The organism is Methylobacterium sp. Leaf456 (assembly GCF_001425465.1).
Classification (GTDB): Bacteria; Pseudomonadota; Alphaproteobacteria; order Rhizobiales; family Beijerinckiaceae; genus Methylobacterium.
Window position 1 is genome coordinate 455660 of sequence record NZ_LMQV01000002.1, and the last position, 17732, is coordinate 473391.

Sequence of the window (17732 nt, forward strand, 5' to 3'; positions counted from 1 at the left end):
CCGGATCGGACGGGCTCGGAATGGAACGGCGTGGTTGCCCGGCCTCCGCCGGGCTGTCATGGAGCGGCAGGGCGGGCGCGCAGGCGGACGGAGCGCGATATGGGAGCCGGTGCGTCGGACGCGGGGGCAAGCCTCGGCTTGCAGGGGCCGCCCGTGATCGTGTCGGGCGGCGAGGCGCCGAAGGGCACCGGGCCGGCGCTCGCCGTGCTGATGGGCCTGAGCCTGTCGCACCTGCTCAACGACCTGATCCAGTCGCTGCTGCCGGCGATCTACCCGCTGCTCAAGCAGAGTTTTCACCTCGATTTCGGGCAGATCGGGCTGATCACCCTGGCGTTCCAGGCGACCGCCTCGTTGCTCCAGCCGGCCGTCGGGCTCTACACCGACCGGCGCCCGCTGCCGTTCTCGCTCGCCGTCGGCATGGTGCTGTCGCTGGCCGGCCTCGGGCTGCTCGCCGCCGCGCCCACCTACGGCGCGCTCGTCGCCGCCGCGGCCCTCGTCGGGCTCGGCTCGGCGATCTTCCATCCCGAGGCGAGCCGGGTGGCGCGCCTGGCGTCCGGCGGGCGCTACGGGCTGGCGCAGTCGGTGTTCCAGGTCGGCGGCAATGCCGGCACGGCGCTGGGGCCGCTGCTCGCCGCCTTCGTGGTGGTGCCGCACGGCCAGAGCAGTGTCGCGTGGTTCGGGCTCGCCGCACTCACCGGCATTGCCGTGCTGTCTGTCGTCGGCCGCTGGTACGCGGGCCGGCTCGCGACAGCGCCGCGGGTGGCCCGCACCGGGAGCGGTGCCGCCGCCGGCCCTCTCAGCCGGACCCGGATCGTCGTCACCATCGCGATCCTGCTGGCGCTGATTTTCTCGAAATTCTTCTACACGGCGAGCTTTGCGTCGTACTACACGTTCTACCTGATCCACCGCTTCGGCGTGCCGGTGGCGCAGTCGCAGCTCTACCTGTTCGTGTTCCTCGGCTCGGTGGCGCTCGGCACGCTGCTCGGCGGGCCGATCGGCGACCGGTTCGGGCGCAAGCCCGTGATCTGGGGCTCGATCCTCGGCGTGCTGCCCTTCACCCTGGCGCTGCCGCATGCCGACCTGGTCTGGACCGTGGCATTCTCGGTGCCGATCGGCCTGATCCTGGCCTCGGCGCTGCCCGCGATCCTCGTCTACGCGCAGGACCTGCTGCCGGGCCGGATCGGCCTCGTCAGCGGGCTGTTCTACGGCTTCGCCTTCGGCATGGGCGGCCTCGGCGCGGCGCTGCTCGGCGAACTCGCCGACCGGGTCGGCATCGAGCAGGTCTTCGCGATGTGTGCCTACCTGCCCGTCATCGGGTTTTTGGCCGTGATGCTGCCGCGGCTGCGCTGAAGCTGCCGCGGCTTCGCGGAGCGGGCCTCGGCTTTTCAGCCGAGGTCGTCCAGCGGAGCGAGAGCCCAAGCCCGCGGATGCGAGCGCCGGCGACTGAGGCCCACCAAGAAGATCAGGCCGCCTCTTCGGCCTCCGGCCGGGCGACGGTCTGGATCATCTCGAAACCCTCGAACTGGGGATGGCCGAGATAGAGCGGCTTGGTGGTCGGCACCCGGCCGTGGGCCTTGCGGAACTGCTCCGAGCGGGTCCAGGCCTCGAAATCGGCCTTCGAGCGCCAGATCGTGTGCGAGGCGTAGAGGATGTGGTCCTCGGCCTCCGGCCCCTTCAACAGGTGGAACTCGACGAAGCCCTCCATCTCGCCGAGATGGCTGTCGCGCCCGAGCCAGACCTGCTCGAAATCCTGCGCCGAATCCTTCACCACCTTGAAGCGGTTCATCGCGATGAACATGCCCGATCAACTCCCGATCCGTTGCGGCGCCGGCTGGGCGCCGTGTTGCCGTGGTCCGCGTCCCGACTGGAACTCTCTCGAAGCGGCGACGCGTGCGACGATCCGCCGGAAGAGCTGCGAGACGCGTTTAATCCGACTCTACGTAGTCCTGCCCGAGGACTGAAGCCCGGAGCCGGCGGTTCATCGCCGCGCCCTGCGTGAACAGGCTGCCGAATGCACGATATAGGCGAAATTCTGCATGACCGCATGATTTCGCTATAGGTACATTTCGTGAACGCAACGACGGCGATTGCTGAAAACTCCCGGCCATCAACAAAGAGGCTCTTGCATTTAGCATGCATCTCATGGTGAAGCTAAGCCGAGGCTGCTCCACAGCGATACGATTGTCTCCCGATCTGCGAGCCCGGTCCGTTCCGGCGATGAGAACCGGGATCAAGACATGCGGATTCGTTGCCGGGAGTTCGAAAGCGCGGTCGACCTGAGGTCCTTGGGCCGGCCGCGATACCGTCAGGGGACCATACCGTAAGATGATGCCGAAACAGACAACCGATGTTGACCGCCTCGTCGGGCTCCGGATCACCGCGCTGCGCAAGGCACGAGGCCTGAGCCAGACCGCTCTGGGCACCGCCGTCGGCGTGACCTTCCAGCAGGTCCAGAAGTACGAGAAGGGTCAGAACCGCGTCGGCGCCGGGCGCCTGCGCGAGATCGCCCGCCTCCTCGAGGTGCCGGTCTCCGCCTTCTTCGACGAGGACAACGTGGCCGGTGCACAGGAGCAGGCCGAGGTGTTCGGCTTCCTGCGCGCCAACGGCGCCGTGGACCTTCTGCGCGCCTTCGCCGCGATCGAGGACGACCAGGTCCGCCGCGAGGTCCTGGCGATCGTGCGCAGCGCCGCCCGCCTCGGCCGCAAGAAGGACGCCGCCCTCGACGCTTGAGGACGGAGTTCGAGAACGACAAGTCAGGCCGGGGCCCGTCCCCGGCCGCTTTCCCTTCTCGCGCGCCCTTCTCCTCTGCGAGCCCCTGGAGGGCAGCTCAGGCGCCGTCCGATTCGGCGATGAGGTGGAAGAAGGTTCCGGTGACGAGGCCCCGGCGATGGCCGGCAAAGCCCAAGGCCACCCGCTCGGCATCCGTCACCCGCGCCAGCGCGTTCGCCGCGTCGGGGGTTGGCGTCAGCTCGCTCGCGTAGTGGAATTCGTGGCCGACGAGCCGCGTGCCGGCCGCGCCGAGCATCCCCGCCTCGACCAGGCGCGCCACCCGGTAGCCGAGATGGAGCCGGCGCTTGGCGTAGGAGGTCGCCACCGGCAGCAGTCCCGCCATCGGGTGGGTGAGCCCGTCGGCATCCTCCAGGCTCTCCCCCAGCACCATGTAGCCGCCGCACTCGCCGTGGACCGGCCGGTCTTCCGCGAAACGCCGCAGGCCCTCGCGGAAGCGCGTCGCGGCGGCGAGCCGCCCGGCATGGAGTTCGGGATAGCCGCCGGGGAGCCAGCAGGCGCCGCAGGTCGGGTCGGGCGCCGCGTCGGCGAGGGGGGAGAACGGCACGATCTCGGCGCCGGCCGCGCGCCAGCCCGCCAGCATGTGCGGATAGAGGAACGAGAAGGCGGCGTCGCGCGCCACCGCGACCCGCTGGGCCGGAGGGGAGGGGAGGGCGCCCGCGCCCGGCTCCGCCCGCCCGCCCGCGACGGCGACGATGGCCTCGAGATCGAGGGAGGCCTCCGCGAGGTCGGCGAGGCGGTCGAGCCGGGCTTCCAAGTCGGCGGTCTCACCCGCCTGGACGAGGCCGAGATGGCGCTCGGGCAGGACGAGCCCGGCCTCGCGGGGGAAGGCTCCGAGCACCGGCATGCCGATGCGACTGAGCCCCGCCTCGACGAGGCGGCGATGGCGCGGGCTCGCGACCTTGTTCAGCACCACCCCGGCCACGCGGATGCGGGAATCGTAGGTCGCGCAGCCGAGCGCCACCGCGGCGGCCGATTGCGCCGCGCCCGACACGTCGAGCACCAGCAGCACCGGCCAGCCGTAGCGCGCGGCGATGTCGGCGTTGGCGCCGGTGCGGCCCTCGCCCGCCACGATCCCGTCATGCAGGCCCATCGAGCCTTCGGCGATCACGAGGGCGGCGTCGCGGGTGGCGAGCCCGGCGCAGGCGTCGAGCAGCGGGTCGGGCATCGCGAAGCTGTCGAGGTTCATGCTCGGATGGCCGGTCGCGGCCTCGTGGAAGGCCGGATCGATGTAGTCCGGCCCGCATTTGGCGCCGCGCACGATGAGGCCGCGCCGCCGGAGCGCCCGCATCAGCGCCAGCGTCACCGTGGTCTTGCCCGAGCCCGAGCGTGGCGCGGCGATGAGGAGGCCGGGGGCGCTCACGTGGCGTCTCCGGGCGCGTTGACCGCGCCTTGCGGCCGGAACCGGCGGTCGTAATCGGGGGCGTAGAGGGCGCTCTCGCGGAAATCCGACGGGTCGAGCGCCGGGCCGACCAGGATCAGGGCCGTGCGCTCGATCCCTTCCGCCTTCACCCGCTCAGGGAGAGAGGCGAGGGGGCCGGTCAGCACCCGCTCGTCGGGCCATGTCGCGCGAAACACCACCGCGGCCGGGCAGTCCGGCCCGTAGTAGGGCGCGAGTTCGGCCGCGACCGTGTCGATCACGTGGATCGACAGGTGCAGCGCCAGCGTCGCCCCGGTCGCCGCGAAGGCCGCCAATGTCTCGCGCTCCGGCATCGGGCTGGCGCGGCCGGAGGTGCGGGTCAGGACCAGCGATTGGGCCAGCCCCGGCACGGTCAGTTCGCGCCCGAGCACCGCCGCCGCGGCGGCGAAGGAAGGCACGCCCGGCGTCACCGTGTAGGGAATGCCGAGCGTATCGAGCCGCCGGGTCTGCTCGGCGAGCGCGCTCCAGATCGACAGGTCGCCCGAATGCAGCCGCGCCACGTCCTGGCCTCTGGAATGGGCCGCGGAGATTTCGGCCATGATCGCGTCGAGATCGAGCGGCGCGGTGTCGACGATGCGGGCACCCACAGGGCACCACGACAGGATTTCGGGGGCCACCAGCGAGCCCGCATAGAGGCAGACCGGGCAGGCGGCGATCAGATCGCGCCCGCGCACGGTGATGAGGTCGGCGGCACCGGGGCCGGCACCGATGAAATGGACGGTCATGGCCGCCCGCTTACGGCATCGGGGCGTATCAGGCTACGCGCACGCGGTCCCGCCCCGCCGCCTTGGCCGCGTAGAGCGCCGCGTCGGCGCGCTCCAGGGCGGTGTGCAAGCTCTCGTCGCGGCTGCGCATGGCCACGCCGAGGCTGACCGTCACGGGGATCGCCGCCGCCTTCCACGGTACCGGCGCGCGGCCGATGCCGTGGCGCAGGCGCTCGGCGAGGGCCGCCGTCGCGGTCGGATCGTGGCCGGGCAGCAGGATGGCGAATTCCTCGCCGCCGAGCCGGGCGAGATGGCCGCTCGCGGGCAGGACGGCGCCGGCGCGCCGGGCGAACTCCCGGAGCACGGCGTCGCCGCCGGCATGGCCGAAGCGGTCGTTGACCGATTTGAAGTGGTCGAGGTCGGCCAGGATCACCCCGGCCGCGGCCCCGTCCTCGGCCAGCGACAGACCCTCCCGGTTGAGGGCGCCGGTGAGCGGGTCGGTGCGGGCCATGCGGGCGACGACGGCATGCGCCTTCTCCGCCTCCAGGGCCAGGATCGAGGTCGTCAGGATGATCGAGGCGACGTGATCGACGACGAAGATGAGGACGATCGTGGAACGCGTCCCCGCCTCGCCGAGCGGCAGCACGGGCAGGACGATCGCCACAGCGGTGGCCAGCAGGGCGAGACCGATCAGCTGCCGCAGCGGCGAGCGGCAGGAGCGGGCCGGGGCCAGCACGTCGAGGGCCATTGCCGTCTCGTGCAGGGCGTAGGTGAGGGTGCTGCCGGTGTTGACCGCCTCCGGCCCGAACCCGGCCAGCGTGAGCAGGATATGCGTGGTGGTCGGCAGCCCGAACAGGGCGAGCATCGGCCCCGTCGTCGCCCGGCGGCCGTCGGATTGCCGCAGCCCGACCCAGAAGGTCGAGCCGGCGAGCGACCAGCCGAGCGGCGACCAGACGCTGCCGTAGGAGCCGAAATCGACGAACCACACTGCCATGCCGGCGCAGACGGCGTAGCTCAGGCCGAACAGCAGGAAGTAGGCCTTCTGCCGCTGCAGCCACCACGCGCAGAGGAAGATCGCCCCGCAGGAGCCGAACACCAGCGAATCGGTGAACTGTAGGGTGGGGACCGAGAGATCCATTACCTTCGAGAGTGCGCGACGTGGCGAAGACGCTGGGCGACAGGGCGTGAAGGGTTCCCTTCGTTTCCCGGAGAATGAAGAAACGGAGTGAAGAAAGGCTCACCGCCAAACGGCTCAGCCGGGGGCCTGAGCCAGCGCGCACGTCGCGCCCGCGCTGACGATGCGGGGCAGGATCAGGCGCGCCCCCGATCCTGCGGCGGCGAGCGCCGCGGCTTCCGCCACCGAGCCGACGCCGCGGCTCGTGGCGATCCGGACCGAGCGGGTGACGACACGCGCATCGGCCGCCGTGAGCGCCGCCGGCTCGATCCCGCGTGGCCTCACGCCGAAGGCCGCCGCGGCTCCCAGAAAATTGGGCTCGCCGGCCCGGTCGGTGGCGGTGGCGAGCGCGGTGAGCGCGTCGGGGGCGAGCCCGGCCGCGTGAAGCGCCCGGCGCACTAGCGCGACGATTTCCTCCGATGTCGTGGCGGCGCGAAAACCGACGCCGGCGACGATGCCGGTCACGGCTTGGTCCAGACCCACTGCGTCACCGGCATGGCCGGGCGCCAGCCGGTGAGCCCGCCGACCGGCGCCGCGTGGGCGATCGAGAGCCGGCGCAGGCGCCCGCCGGCTTCCGCATGGGCGGCGAGCAGGGCGGCCTCGCCCTCGAGCGTGACCGCGTTGGCTACCAGCCGGCCCGCAGGGGGCAGGGCGGCGCGGCAGGCGGCGAGCAGGCCGGGCTCAGCCACGCCGCCGCCGACGAACACCGCTTGCGGAGCGGGCAACTCGGCGAGCGATTCCGCGGAGGCGCCGCGCACCACCGTGACCCGCGCGCCGACGCCGAGACCTTTGGCGTTGCGCCCGATCCGCTCGGCGCGGTCGTCGCGCCGCTCGACCGCGACGGCGCGGTTGGCCGGATGGCGTAGGCACCACTCGATCGAGACCGAACCGGCGCCCGCACCGAGGTCCCACAGGGTCTCGCCCGCCCGCGGGCGTAGCGCCGAGAGGGTCACGGCGCGGATTTCGGCCTTGGTGAGCTGCCCGTCGTTCTCGAACCACGCATCGTCGAGACCGGGGCTGAGGGAGACGATCCGGGCCTCGGGCGACGCCTCGACCTGGACGGCCACCGTGTTGAGCGGGTCGATGTCGGCGAGGGCGAAGTCTTTTGCGATTCCCGCGCGCAGGCGCTCGCGCGGGCCGCCCATCGCCTCCAACACCGTCAGCCGCGAGGCCCCCATGCCGCGCTCGGTCAGAAGCGCCGCGACCGTGGCCGGCGTCGAGCCGTCCCAGGACAGCGCGATGATGCGCGCGCCGGGCTGGAGATGAGGGACAATGCCAAAAAGATCGCGGCCGTGGAGGGTGATGCAGGCGGTCTCGGGCAGCGACCAGCCGAGCCGGGTGGCGGCGAGGCTGAAGGCCGAGGGCTGGGGGAAGGCGCGGATTTCAGCAGCCGGCAGCAGGCGAGCGATCTCGGCGCCGATGCCGAAATGGAAGGGATCGCCGGTGGCGATGAGGCAGGTCGGCCGCCCGCGCCGGGCCAGGATGTCGGCGTAGGCGTCGCTGATCGGGCTCGGCCAGGGCCGTTCTTCGCCCGTCAGCGGCGCCGCGAGCGCGAGATGGCGCCGTCCGCCATAGACGACCTCTGCCGCATCGAGGGCGGCGGCGGAGGCGGGCGAGAGCCCGGCCCGGCCATCCTCGCCGATGCCGACGATGGCGAGCCAGGGGCTGCTGCCGGGCTCGGGAGCGAGTGGGTCCGTCATGGCCGGGGATGTGTGAGACAGGGGGCGTTCTCCCTGCCCAGAACCGATCCGGCCCGTCAAATCGATCGAGGATGAGGCGGACCGGCTTCGCGCCGGCCCGCCCTCGTGGTCAGACCGCCGGACGGGCGGCGAGCGGGGCGGCGATCTCCGGCACGGCCGGACCTTCGACGCCGAGATAGGCGCGGCGGGCGGGCTTCAGGACGAACCACGCCAGCGCTGCGACGATCAGATCGAGGGCGATGGCGATGCCGAAGACCGGCACCCAGCTTCCCATGCCGTCGTGGAGCAGAGCCGCGACGGGGCCGCCGAGCAGCGAGCCGACGCCCTGCGCCATGTAGAGGAAGCCGTAATTGGTCGTGGCGTGCTTGGTCCCGAACGTGTCGGTGAGCGTCGAAGGGAAGAGCGAGAAGATCTCGCCCCAGGCGAAGAACACCAGCCCCGAGAGCAGGGCGAAGGCGTAGGCGTTCTCGCGGAACATCAGCAGCATGCAGATGGCCACGGCCTCCAGTGCGAAGGCAACCGCCATGGTGTTCTCGCGGCCGACATGGTCCGAGACCCAGCCGAAGAACGGCCGGGTGAGGCCGTTGGTGATGCGGTCGAAGGTGAGCGCGAAGGGCAGCGCGGCGAAGCCGAACACGATGGCGTCGGCCACGCCGAACTCCTTCGCGAAGGCCGCGAAGTTCGCCACCACCATCAGGCCGCCGGTCGACATCATCGCCATCATGGCGAACATCAGCCAGAACAGCGGGGTCTTGAGCATCACCGAGGGCGCCACGTCGCGGGCGGCGCTGGCGACCTTGTCGGCGGGAATCGCGGGCGTCTCGCCGGGCTTGGGGCTGCGCAGGCCCAAAGCCGCCACGACGCCGACGACGGCCATGATCGCGCCGAACACGAGCAGCGTGTGGCGGTAGCCGGAGGCGGCCATCATGTCGGTGATCGGGAAGGTGGTGGCGATGGCGCCCATGCCGTAGCCCGCCGCGACCACGCCCGCCGCGAAGCCGCGCCGCTCGGGGAACCAGCGCACCATGAGCCCGACCACGCCGACATAGACGATGCCGGTGCCGAGCCCGCACAGCAGGCCGTAGGTGGCGTAGAGGCCCCACAGCGAATCGACCTTCGAGGCCGCGACCCAGCCGAGGCCGGAGAGCGCGGCGCCGAGCGCGATCATCGCCTTGGCGCTGAAGCGCTCGATCAGCCAGCCCTGGACCGGCGAGAAGAAGGTCTGGAGCACGATGAGCAGCGTGAAGGCGACCTGCACGGCGGGCAGGCTCGCCCCCGTCGTCGCCTGGAACGGCTTCACGAACAGCGTCCAGACATATTGCGGGCTGGAGATCGTCATCATGACGACCAAGCCCAGGGCGAGCTGGATCCAGCGGGTCCGGTTGGATGTCGTATCCATCATTCACTCCTCGACGGCTCCGGGCCTGAGCAAGGGGTGTGCCAAGTTCTACGCTGGCGATGCGCCGATAACCTATGCTGTTCTGTGCTCTGCTCGGTAGAACTAGCGGGATCGCAAAGGGATCATCCCTCTGCCGGGGCACCGGGGCAGAGCCCCGGTTTCCCCTCACTAGGGCTCTGCCCTGGACCCGCCAAAGGGCTCGCCCTTTGGGAACCCCTGACTCAGAGGCCCTCGGCGCTGCCGTCGGAGCGGGGGTCGTGGGTGGCTTCGATGCGGCCGTTGTTCGCGTGGCGCACCAGCATGCCGGCATGGCCCAGCGAGTCGATATAGGCGCCACCCAACTCCTCGATGTCGTGGCCCATCTGCTCGAGCGCCGCGATGCAGGCCGGGTCGAACCGGTCCTCCACCTTCACCGAGAGCGATTCCGCGCCCCAGGTCCGGCCGTAGAGCAGGCGCGGGGCGTCCACCGCGTCGGCGACCGACATTCCGTAATCGGCGTAGCGCGAGAAGATCTGCGCCTGAAATTGCGGCTGCCCGTCGCCGCCCATCGAGCCGTAGGACATCACCCGGCCATCGTCGAAGGCCGCGAGTGCCGGGATCAGGGTGTGGAACGGGCGGCGCCCCGGCTCCAGCGGGTTCACGGCGTTCGGATCGAGGGAGAACGACATGCCACGGTTCTGCCAGCAGATGCCGGTCCCCGGCAGCACGCAGCCCGAGCCGTATTCCCAGTAGACCGACTGGATGAACGACACGGCCATCCCGTCGCCGTCGATCGCGCCCATCCACACCGTGTCGCCCTCGCCCGAGCGCACCGGGATGCTGGCGGCGCGGCCCATGTCGATCAGCGCCGCCTCCCGGTCGAGCCGGCGCGGGTCGAGGAAGGCCGCTGGGTCGCCCTTGAGTCGGTCGAAATCGGTGACGAACCGGTCGCGGATCGCGAAGGCCCGCTTCGTCGCCTCGATCAGCCCGTGATAATGCGCCGTGCTCTCGGCTTGGCGCACGTTCAGCCGCTCGAAGAGGCCGAGGATGATGAGTGCGGCGAGCCCCTGGGTGGGCGGCGGGAAGTTGTAGAGCGTCGCGTCGCGCCGCCGCAGCGTGAGCGGCGCCCGCTCCCGCGCCGCGTAGGCCTGGAGGTCGGCCCGCGTCACCGGCGCGCCGAGGCGTTCGAGGTCGGCGGCGATCTCGCGGGCGATGTCGCCGCGGTAGAAGTCGGCGAGCCCCGCATGGGCCAACTGCGCCAGGGTGTCGGCTAGCTTAGGCTGGCGCCGGAGCGCGCCGGCCGCATAGGGCTTGCCGTCGTCGAGGTAGGTCTTCGAAAAATTCGGCTGGTCGTGGAGCGTGTCGAGTTCCTTCGGCACGTAGCGCGCCTCGGAGGCCGAGACCGGGCAGCCCGCGCGGGCGTGGCGGATCGCGTCGCCGAGGATCGCGTCCAGCGGCAGCCGCCCGCCGAAGGCACGGGCCATGGCGAGCGCCAGCTCCCAGCCACCGACCGTGCCGGCCACCGTGACCGCGGCATCGGGGCCGCGCGAGGGGATCGCCTCGACTTCCTGCTCGCGGTAGCGCGCCCGCGTGGCCAGCGCGCCCGCAGGGCCGCAGGCCTCGATGCCGCGCACCCGGCCGTTCTTCTCGCGGATCAACCAGAAGCCGTCGCCGCCGATGCCGTTCATGTGCGGGTAGACCACGGCGATGGTAGCCGCCATCGCGACCATCGCCTCGATGGCGTTGCCGCCCTGGGCCAGCACGCTCTGGCCGGCCTTGGCCGCGAGTGTGTAAGGCGCGGCGACGGCCGCGTGGGCGAAGACGGGGGTCTCGGGCATGAACGGAACTCGGTGTGTCGATACGGGAACGGCACGGAAGGCAGGATCAGGACCATGCGCCGGCCGCGACGGCAACCGCCGTCACGGTAACGGACGCGGCGGGCCGCGCCGGCTGGCTTGCGCGAAGCTTGAAAAAGGTTCCGCGTAGACCCTTCGTTTTTCTCGATGTGGCGGAAATGGGACTGTGCAAGGCCGCGTCAAATGACATGATGTTTCGCGGCGAATCGGCGGGCACTTCTCCACATGAAGCAGAATGAGCGGGCGCTTCTTCAGGAGCGCGTGAGAACACTTGTCTTGCGTCACGCTCTCGAAGCAGCGCTTCAGCGTGTCGCCGACCTTTCCGGCTTTCGCGCCGAGGAAGACTTGATGAAGCTCGAACACGCCATCGTCTGCGCGACCCGCCGGGTCGGCGAGATGCCGGGCGACGTGAAGCTCGCCACCCTGGTCGCGGTCGAGGACGCCGTCGCGATCATCCGCGGCGCCTTCGACACGGTGCATCAGACCGTCGAGGTTGCGCCGGCTCCCGCGCTCGCCGCCTGACCCAGGCGCAACTTTCCATCCCCTCTCCGGCGCGCGGCGATTGAATTGCCGCGCCGTCATGGGCATATCGCCCCGGCTTTTTCCAAAAGTCGGAGGGATCTGCGTGAGCGAGACGGTGGAGCGGCACGAATTCGGTGCCGAGGTCGGGCGCCTGTTGGATCTGGTCGTCCACGCGCTCTATTCCGACCGCGAAATCTTTTTGCGCGAGTTGGTGGCCAACGCCGCCGACGCGACCGACCGGCGCCGGTTCGAGGCCCTGACCAACGAGGCCCTGGCGCTTCCCCCGGACGCCAAGGTGCTGATCGCCCCCGACAAGGCGGCGCGCACCCTGACCATTTCCGATGCCGGCATCGGCATGGCCAAGGACGATCTTGCCCAAAACTTGGGCACCATCGCCCGCTCCGGCACCCGCGCCTTCTCGCAGGCGCTCGGCGAGAAGGCAGGCGAAGGGAAGGGCAGCGAGGGCGAGGATCTGCGTCCGAGCCTGATCGGCCAGTTCGGCGTCGGCTTCTACTCCGCCTTCATGGTGGCCGATCGCGTCACCGTCACCTCGCGCCGCGCCGGCACCGACGAGGCCTGGACCTGGGCCTCCGATGGCAAGGGCAGCTACACCCTGGAGCCCGCCGCCTGCGAGCAGGCCGGCACCGACATCGTCCTCCACATGAAGGACGACGCCGACGAGTATCTGGAGAGCTACCGGCTCGACCACGTCGTGCGCAAATGGGCCGACAACATCGCCGTGCCGATCGCGATCCGCGACGAGGAGGGCAAGGAGGAGGCCGCCAACCGCGGCACCGCGCTCTGGCGCAAGCCCAAGTCCGAAGTCACGGAAGAGCAGTACAAGGAGTTCTACCGCACCGTCAGCCACGGCTTCGACGAGCCCTGGGCGACCCTGCACTGGCGGGCCGAGGGCGCGCTGGAATTCACCGGCCTTCTGTTCGTGCCGAGCATGAAGCCGTTCATGGCGGTGGAGGACGACCGCCGCTCCAAGGTGCGGCTGCACGTGCGCCGCATGTTCATCACCGACGAGGCCGAGCTGCTGCCGAACTGGCTGCGCTTCGTCCACGGCGTGGTCGATACCGACGACCTGCCGCTCAACGTCTCGCGTGAGATGCTGCAATCGACGCCGACGCTCCAGAAGATCCGCCGGGCAGTGACGACCCGCGTGATCAACGAGCTGTCGAACCGCTCGAAGAACGCCGAGAAGGCTGAGGACTACCAAAAATTCTTCGAGAATTTCGGCCCGATCCTCAAGGAGGGCATCTACGAGGATTACGAGCGCCGCGCCGAGATCGCGCCGCTGCTGCGCTTCCGTTCATCGACGGAAGCCGGCTGGACCTCGCTGCCCGACTACGTGTCGCGGATGAAGCCGGACCAGGAGGCGATCTACTACCTCGTTGCCGACGACGTGGAGGCGCTGAAGAACTCCGCCCAGCTCGAAGGATTTCGCGCCCGCGACGTCGAGGTGCTGCTGCTGTCCGACCATGTCGATGCGTTCTGGCCGGAGCAACTCGGCAAGTTCGAGGACAAGCCGCTGCGCTCGGTCACGCAGGGCGCGGCCGACCTGTCGAAGTTCAAGCCCGAGGGCGAGGCCGGCGAGGCGCCTCAGGCCGACAAGCTGGTGGCCGCGCTCAAGCTCGCGCTCGGCGCCGACGTGTCGGACGTGCGCACGACCGACCGTCTCGTCGACAGCGCGGTGGTGCTCGCGGCCTCCGGTTCGGGGCCCGACCTGCAGATGCAGCGCCTGCTGCGCCGGGCCGGGCGGGGCTTCGGGGGCGGCGCGCCGATCCTCGAGATCAACCCGCGCCACGCCCTGATCCGCGCGCTCGACGCCCGCGCCGAGGCCGGCGAAGACCTCGCCTCCGAGGCCGGCACCCTGCTCGACCTCGCCCGCGTGCAGGACGGCGACACCCCGCGCGATCCGGTCGCCTTCGCCCGCGCGGTCGCGACCGCGCTCGCGGGGACGTCGGCACCCTCAGTGTGACGAGGGACGGGGCGCGGGATCAGATCCGCGTCCCGTCGTCCCTCGGCGGCGAGCCGCAGCGGAACCGCGCGACCCGCCAACGGTCGCCGTGCAGGTTCTGCCATGCCGCCATCTGCGGCTGAGCCACGGCGAGGCATTGCTGCGGGGTGACGATGTCTTCGTTGAAGCGGTGGACCCGCATCACGCAATGTGTGGGGTTGGCGACCATGCAGGTCATGAAGTAGAGGCCGTAGAGCATGCGGTGAGGCTCCGTGACGTCGTGAGCATCGCCTCCCGGGCCGTGGCGTTTCTTGATGATTTGCCGAGAAAGCACATCGCAATCGGCGTGCCGAAGGTTCCGCTGCGCCTTGTCTGAAATGCACGGGCCGGCCGCTGTTGTCGCAGTGCAACATTCTGGGTGATGCAACCGGCTCCAGCGCGCGGCGTTGACAGCTTCGCCCTTCCCGCGCGAACAGCGAAGCATGACCGCCGCCCCCTCTCGCGATCCGCAGACCGCCCGCCACGACAAGCGGGTCGCCTTCGGCATTCTCGGCCTCGTCGCTGCGACCGTCCTGATCGGTGCGCTCGCGCCGATGGGACAGCCCGCGGGGCATAAGGCCGCCGCGCTGGCGCCCGCCGACGATCCGGCCTGCGCCGAGTGGGGCGACGGCTGCAAGGTCTGCCAGCGCCTGGAGACCGGCGCCGCCTGCTCGCTGCCGGGCATCGCCTGCACGCCGGGCAAGGTGGCCTGCCTGCGCGGCACCGGAGAGCCGTGAGCCGACCCGTCTTACGGTTCGCACCGAGCCCGAACGGCCGGCTCCATCTCGGCCACGCCTTTTCCGCCCTCACCAACGCCCGCATCGCCGAGGATCTCGGCGGCCAGCTTTTGCTGCGAGTCGAAGACATCGATCTCGGCCGGACCCGGCCCGAATTCGTGCAAGGCCTCTTCGACGACCTCGCGTGGCTCGGTCTGCGTTTTGAGTCCCCGGTCCGGCGCCAATCCGAGCACTTTTCGGCCTATGCGCGGGCGCGGGATGCGCTCGCTGCGCGCAAACTGCTCTATCCGTGCTTCTGCTCGCGCGGGCGCATCGCGGCGACGGTTGCCGAGTGCGAGACGGTGACACGCGATCCCGACGGCGCGCCGCTCTATCCCGGCACCTGCCGTGTGCTCTCCGGCGACGAAGTCCTGGCCCGCATCGAGGCCGGCGCGCCGCATACGTGGCGCCTCGACAGCGCGGCGGCCCTGGCCGAGGTCCCCGCCCCCCTCGCCATCCGCCGCTTCGCCCCGGACGGCGTGGAAGAGACCATCCCGGCCGATCCGGCCCGCTGGGGCGACGCGGTGATCGCCCGCCGCGACGTGCCGACGAGCTACCATCTCGCTGTCGTCTGGGACGATGCGGAGCAGGGCATCAGCCACGTGGTGCGCGGCCAGGATCTGGAGGCGGCGACCGACCTGCACGTCCTGCTGCAGCACCTACTCGGCTTGCCGAGCCCGGCCTATCACCACCACGGCCTGATCCGCGACGAGACCGGCGACAAGCTCGCCAAGTCGAAGGGCTCGGAATCGCTGGCGGACCTGCGAGCGAGTGGCGTCGCCCCAGACGCAATCCGCGCCATGCTGGGCTTCGCCTGAAATCCGGGTTTCGAAAGGACGAGTCCTTTCGCGGGTCCAGGGCAGAGCCCTGGTTTGAAGGGAAGCCGGGGCGCTGCCCCGGCGCCCCGCCAAAGGACTCGTCCTTTGGGAACCCGGACCTCAGCGCATCGCGTCGCGTTGGGCCATGGTGGTGGCGGATTTCGACTTCTGCATCGTCGCTTCGATCTGGTCGCGCTGGCGCTTGAACTCGGCGAGGAGCCGCCCGTCGAGTTCGCGCCCGCGCGGCACGCGGATCTTCATCGGATCGACGAAGTGGCCGTTGATGACGACCTCGTAGTGCAGGTGGGCGCCGGTGGAGAGGCCGGTCGAGCCGACATAGCCGATCACCTGCCCCTGCCGCACCCGCGCGCCGGCGGTGACGCCGCGGGCGAAGCGGGACATGTGGTTGTAGGTCGTGACGTAGCCGTTGATGTGCTGGATCTCGACGCGGCGCCCGTAGCCCGAATCCCACTCCGCCTTGATGACGGTGCCGTTGCCCGCGGCGACGATCGGCGTGCCGATGGGGTTGGCCCAATCGACGCCGGTGTGGAGCTTGGCGTAGCCGAGGATCGGATGGCGCCGGTAGCCGAAGCCGGAGCGCATGATGCCGTCGGCGATGGGCTTGCGGATCAGGAATTTCTTCAGAGACCGGCCCTGGTCGTCGAGATAGTCGATCGAACCGTCGTCGGGCGACTGGAAGCGGTAGACCTTGCGCCACTCGCCGCCGAGATTGAGCGCGGCGTAGAGCAGTTCCGGCCGCTCGGCGGCGGCGGGGCCGGCGTCCTCGTCGTAGGTGTAGAACAGGTCGAGCCCGTCGCCCGCCGAGATGCGGCGCTGGAAGTCGATGTCGTAGCTGAACACCCGGACGATGTCCTCGACGGTGGGGCGCGGCACGTCGTGGCGCGCGGCCGTCTCGTAGAGGCTCTGGTAGAGCCGAGGGCCGGTGCCCTCGTCCTCCTCGTCGTCGCCGTCCTGCGCTTCGGCCTGCACCGGTTGGCTCCGGTTCTTGGTCTCATCCACCGGCGGGGCCACGGGCACGAAGGCGCCCCGGTCGTTGATCGCGGCGATCGCCTGTACGCCGCTCTCGCCGTAGAGCACCACGCGGGTCACCTGCCGCCCGTCGCCGGGTTTGGGCCCCGGTGCCACCTGAACCCGGAACTGCTGGCCCTCGGACAGGCCCGACACCTTCGCCTTGCCGCCGAGCGCCGCGACGATGCCGGCTATGCCTGCGTCCGAGGCATGGCCGGTGGCCTTGAGCATCGCCTCGACGGTGTCGCCGCGCTTGAGCGCCAGGTCGCGCTCCTCCACCAACGGCGCCTCGCCCGAGCGCAGCTCGACCTTGGCCAGCTTGGTGACGTTCTCGGGGACGACCAGCACCTCGATCGACTTGAACGGGCTGCCGTCCTCCGGCTTCTTCTGATCGAAGCCGGGGAAGGTGGAGGCCTGCCGCAGCGTGCGCGACAGCATGATTTGCGGCGCGAGCGGGAGCGCCGTGCGCCGTCCGGCCTCCGCCGTGAGACGGCGCTCTTCCTCGACCTGCGCGGTCACGTCCTCGTCGGACAGAGCGGGCGCGTTCGGGTCGAGGGCGACGTCGGTGAGATCGCGCTTGACCACGCTGACCTCGGCGCCGGGCGCGTCGGCGGCGCTCGGCTCGGGGGCGCGCTCCTGCGGCTCGTCGGAGACGAACTTCATCGGATCGAAGCGCGGCACGTCGGCGGCGAACACCCCGGTCTGCATCGACAGGGCCGAGGCGATCCGCACGAACGGCTTGACCTTGATGATCTCGCGATCCCCGAGCCGCACCGTCACGGGCGTGCGAAACGTCTGCTTGGCAGAGGCGATCATCAGGTTGCGCACCAACCGGTCGCCCTTGTGGGCGAGGGCGACGCTCGCCTCCTCCGCCGGCTGGGGCCGGACGATCAGGGCCGGCTTGTCGGAGATCGCGGCGAGCGACACGTCGCCTTGCAGCGAGACATGGATTGCGGCGCCGATCAGCAGCGCGCCGGTGATGCCGGTGAGCGCGCTGGCACAGAGCCAGCGCAGGTTGACGTCGCGGCGGTCGATCTGGCGGGCATTCGCCCCGAGGAGGTTGAGCGGCGGCTCGACGCCCCGCGGCAGGTTGGCCGGGCGCCGCTGCGCGCCGGCCGCTCCTCCGATCTTCAGCCGCTCGCGCGTCACGGGCTTCCTCTGGATGGGCGCTTCGGACCGGATGTCTCGAAGAGATTTACCAGAGTTGCCCTGAGCGGGCGACCTGGACCTGAGCCCCGGGATGTCCGGGGCCAGCATGTCCACATTGAGGCGGGCCTCTCGATCGGGAAAGCCTCGCGCGTGAGCGTGCTGTCACACCCCCGTGATCCGCCCGTGATCGAATGCGGGGAACTTTTCTCGTTTTTCCGATTGACGGGGGCGGTGTGCCCTCGTAGAAGCACGTCACCGACGGGGCGCCGCGGCCCATCACTTGGGCGGCACAGCGAACCGACGGTCTTCGTGACTGATGGGGCGGCACGCTGATCCGGGCGACTGGATCGGACGATCGCTGTCCTTCGTGTCCCGGATGTGTCGATCGGATGACGGTTGACAGGACGGTTCGCCGGC

Annotated in this window: 16 protein-coding genes; 6 read left to right on the forward strand and 10 right to left on the reverse strand. The window is 70.5% G+C overall.

Translation table 11 applies throughout. The annotated features are described in order from the left end of the window. Window positions 1–99 precede the first annotated feature (99 nt). A complete protein-coding gene (locus ASG52_RS04235; protein WP_056239399.1) occupies window positions 100–1350 on the forward strand; it encodes an MFS transporter in 1251 nt (416 codons plus the stop codon). A 112-nt stretch (window positions 1351–1462) separates the two neighbouring features. On the opposite strand, the gene hmuQ is transcribed toward ASG52_RS04235, so the two are convergent. Next, on the reverse strand, window positions 1463–1798 hold the full coding sequence (hmuQ, locus tag ASG52_RS04240) for a heme-degrading protein HmuQ (RefSeq protein ID WP_056239402.1): 336 nt from the start codon (window positions 1796–1798) through the stop codon (window positions 1463–1465). 527 nt (window positions 1799–2325) lie between these two features. Here hmuQ and ASG52_RS04245 point away from each other — a divergent pair. Next, the gene (locus ASG52_RS04245) at window positions 2326–2730 is read left to right on the forward strand and encodes a helix-turn-helix domain-containing protein (protein ID WP_056239406.1); all 405 of its coding nucleotides are present in this window, start codon (window positions 2326–2328) and stop codon (window positions 2728–2730) included. A 97-nt stretch (window positions 2731–2827) separates the two neighbouring features. Here ASG52_RS04245 and ASG52_RS04250 read toward each other — a convergent pair whose 3' ends face one another. From ASG52_RS04250 to ASG52_RS04280, 7 genes are all read right to left on the reverse strand, one after another. Next, complete coding sequence (locus tag ASG52_RS04250) at window positions 2828–4150, reverse strand: cobyrinic acid a,c-diamide synthase CobB (RefSeq protein ID WP_056239409.1); 1323 nt, start codon at window positions 4148–4150, stop codon at window positions 2828–2830. Continuing rightward, entirely contained in the window at window positions 4147–4932 is a 786-nt protein-coding gene (cobM, locus tag ASG52_RS04255; RefSeq protein ID WP_056239411.1) for a precorrin-4 C(11)-methyltransferase, read from the reverse strand. Before cobM ends, ASG52_RS04250 begins: the two co-directional genes overlap by 4 nt. Window positions 4933–4960: 28 nt before the next feature. After that, window positions 4961–6049, reverse strand: a complete 1089-nt coding sequence (locus ASG52_RS04260) for a GGDEF domain-containing protein (RefSeq protein ID WP_056239414.1) — start codon at window positions 6047–6049, stop codon at window positions 4961–4963. Between the two features lie 114 nt (window positions 6050–6163). After that, window positions 6164–6568, reverse strand: a complete 405-nt coding sequence (locus tag ASG52_RS04265) for a cobalamin biosynthesis protein (RefSeq protein WP_056239417.1) — start codon at window positions 6566–6568, stop codon at window positions 6164–6166. Next, window positions 6547–7785, reverse strand: coding sequence for a bifunctional cobalt-precorrin-7 (C(5))-methyltransferase/cobalt-precorrin-6B (C(15))-methyltransferase (locus tag ASG52_RS04270; protein WP_056239419.1), 1239 nt, complete (start codon window positions 7783–7785; stop codon window positions 6547–6549). Before ASG52_RS04270 ends, ASG52_RS04265 begins: the two co-directional genes overlap by 22 nt. A gap of 109 nt (window positions 7786–7894) precedes the next feature. Then, the gene (gene oxlT / locus ASG52_RS04275) at window positions 7895–9184 is read right to left on the reverse strand and encodes an oxalate/formate MFS antiporter (RefSeq protein WP_056239551.1); all 1290 of its coding nucleotides are present in this window, start codon (window positions 9182–9184) and stop codon (window positions 7895–7897) included. A gap of 221 nt (window positions 9185–9405) precedes the next feature. Further along, window positions 9406–11001 carry a gamma-glutamyltransferase family protein gene (locus ASG52_RS04280; protein WP_056239420.1) on the reverse strand — a complete coding sequence of 532 codons (1596 nt, stop codon included), beginning with the start codon at window positions 10999–11001 and terminating at the stop codon, window positions 9406–9408. Between the two features lie 366 nt (window positions 11002–11367). Here ASG52_RS04280 and ASG52_RS28185 point away from each other — a divergent pair, with 366 nt between their 5' ends. Together ASG52_RS28185 and htpG are read left to right on the forward strand one after the other, a co-directional pair. After that, window positions 11368–11541 (forward strand): hypothetical protein, encoded by a 174-nt coding sequence (locus ASG52_RS28185; protein WP_286158935.1) that lies wholly within the window; start codon window positions 11368–11370, stop codon window positions 11539–11541. Window positions 11542–11644: 103 nt separating this feature from the next. Further along, window positions 11645–13525 carry a molecular chaperone HtpG gene (gene htpG, locus ASG52_RS04290; protein ID WP_056239423.1) on the forward strand — a complete coding sequence of 627 codons (1881 nt, stop codon included), beginning with the start codon at window positions 11645–11647 and terminating at the stop codon, window positions 13523–13525. Window positions 13526–13544: 19 nt separating this feature from the next. Here htpG and ASG52_RS04295 read toward each other — a convergent pair whose 3' ends face one another. Then, window positions 13545–13763, reverse strand: coding sequence for a hypothetical protein (locus tag ASG52_RS04295; protein ID WP_056239425.1), 219 nt, complete (start codon window positions 13761–13763; stop codon window positions 13545–13547). Between the two features lie 223 nt (window positions 13764–13986). Between ASG52_RS04295 and ASG52_RS04300 the strand changes: the two genes are divergently transcribed. Beyond that, window positions 13987–14280, forward strand: a complete 294-nt coding sequence (locus tag ASG52_RS04300) for a hypothetical protein (RefSeq protein WP_056239427.1) — start codon at window positions 13987–13989, stop codon at window positions 14278–14280. After that, window positions 14277–15137: a tRNA glutamyl-Q(34) synthetase GluQRS gene (gene gluQRS / locus ASG52_RS04305; protein WP_056239428.1), complete on the forward strand. Its 861-nt coding sequence runs from the start codon at window positions 14277–14279 to the stop codon at window positions 15135–15137. Before ASG52_RS04300 ends, gluQRS begins: the two co-directional genes overlap by 4 nt. A gap of 120 nt (window positions 15138–15257) precedes the next feature. On the opposite strand, the gene ASG52_RS04310 is transcribed toward gluQRS, so the two are convergent. Next, window positions 15258–17315 (reverse strand): M23 family metallopeptidase, encoded by a 2058-nt coding sequence (locus ASG52_RS04310; protein WP_056239429.1) that lies wholly within the window; start codon window positions 17313–17315, stop codon window positions 15258–15260. Window positions 17316–17732 lie beyond the last annotated feature (417 nt).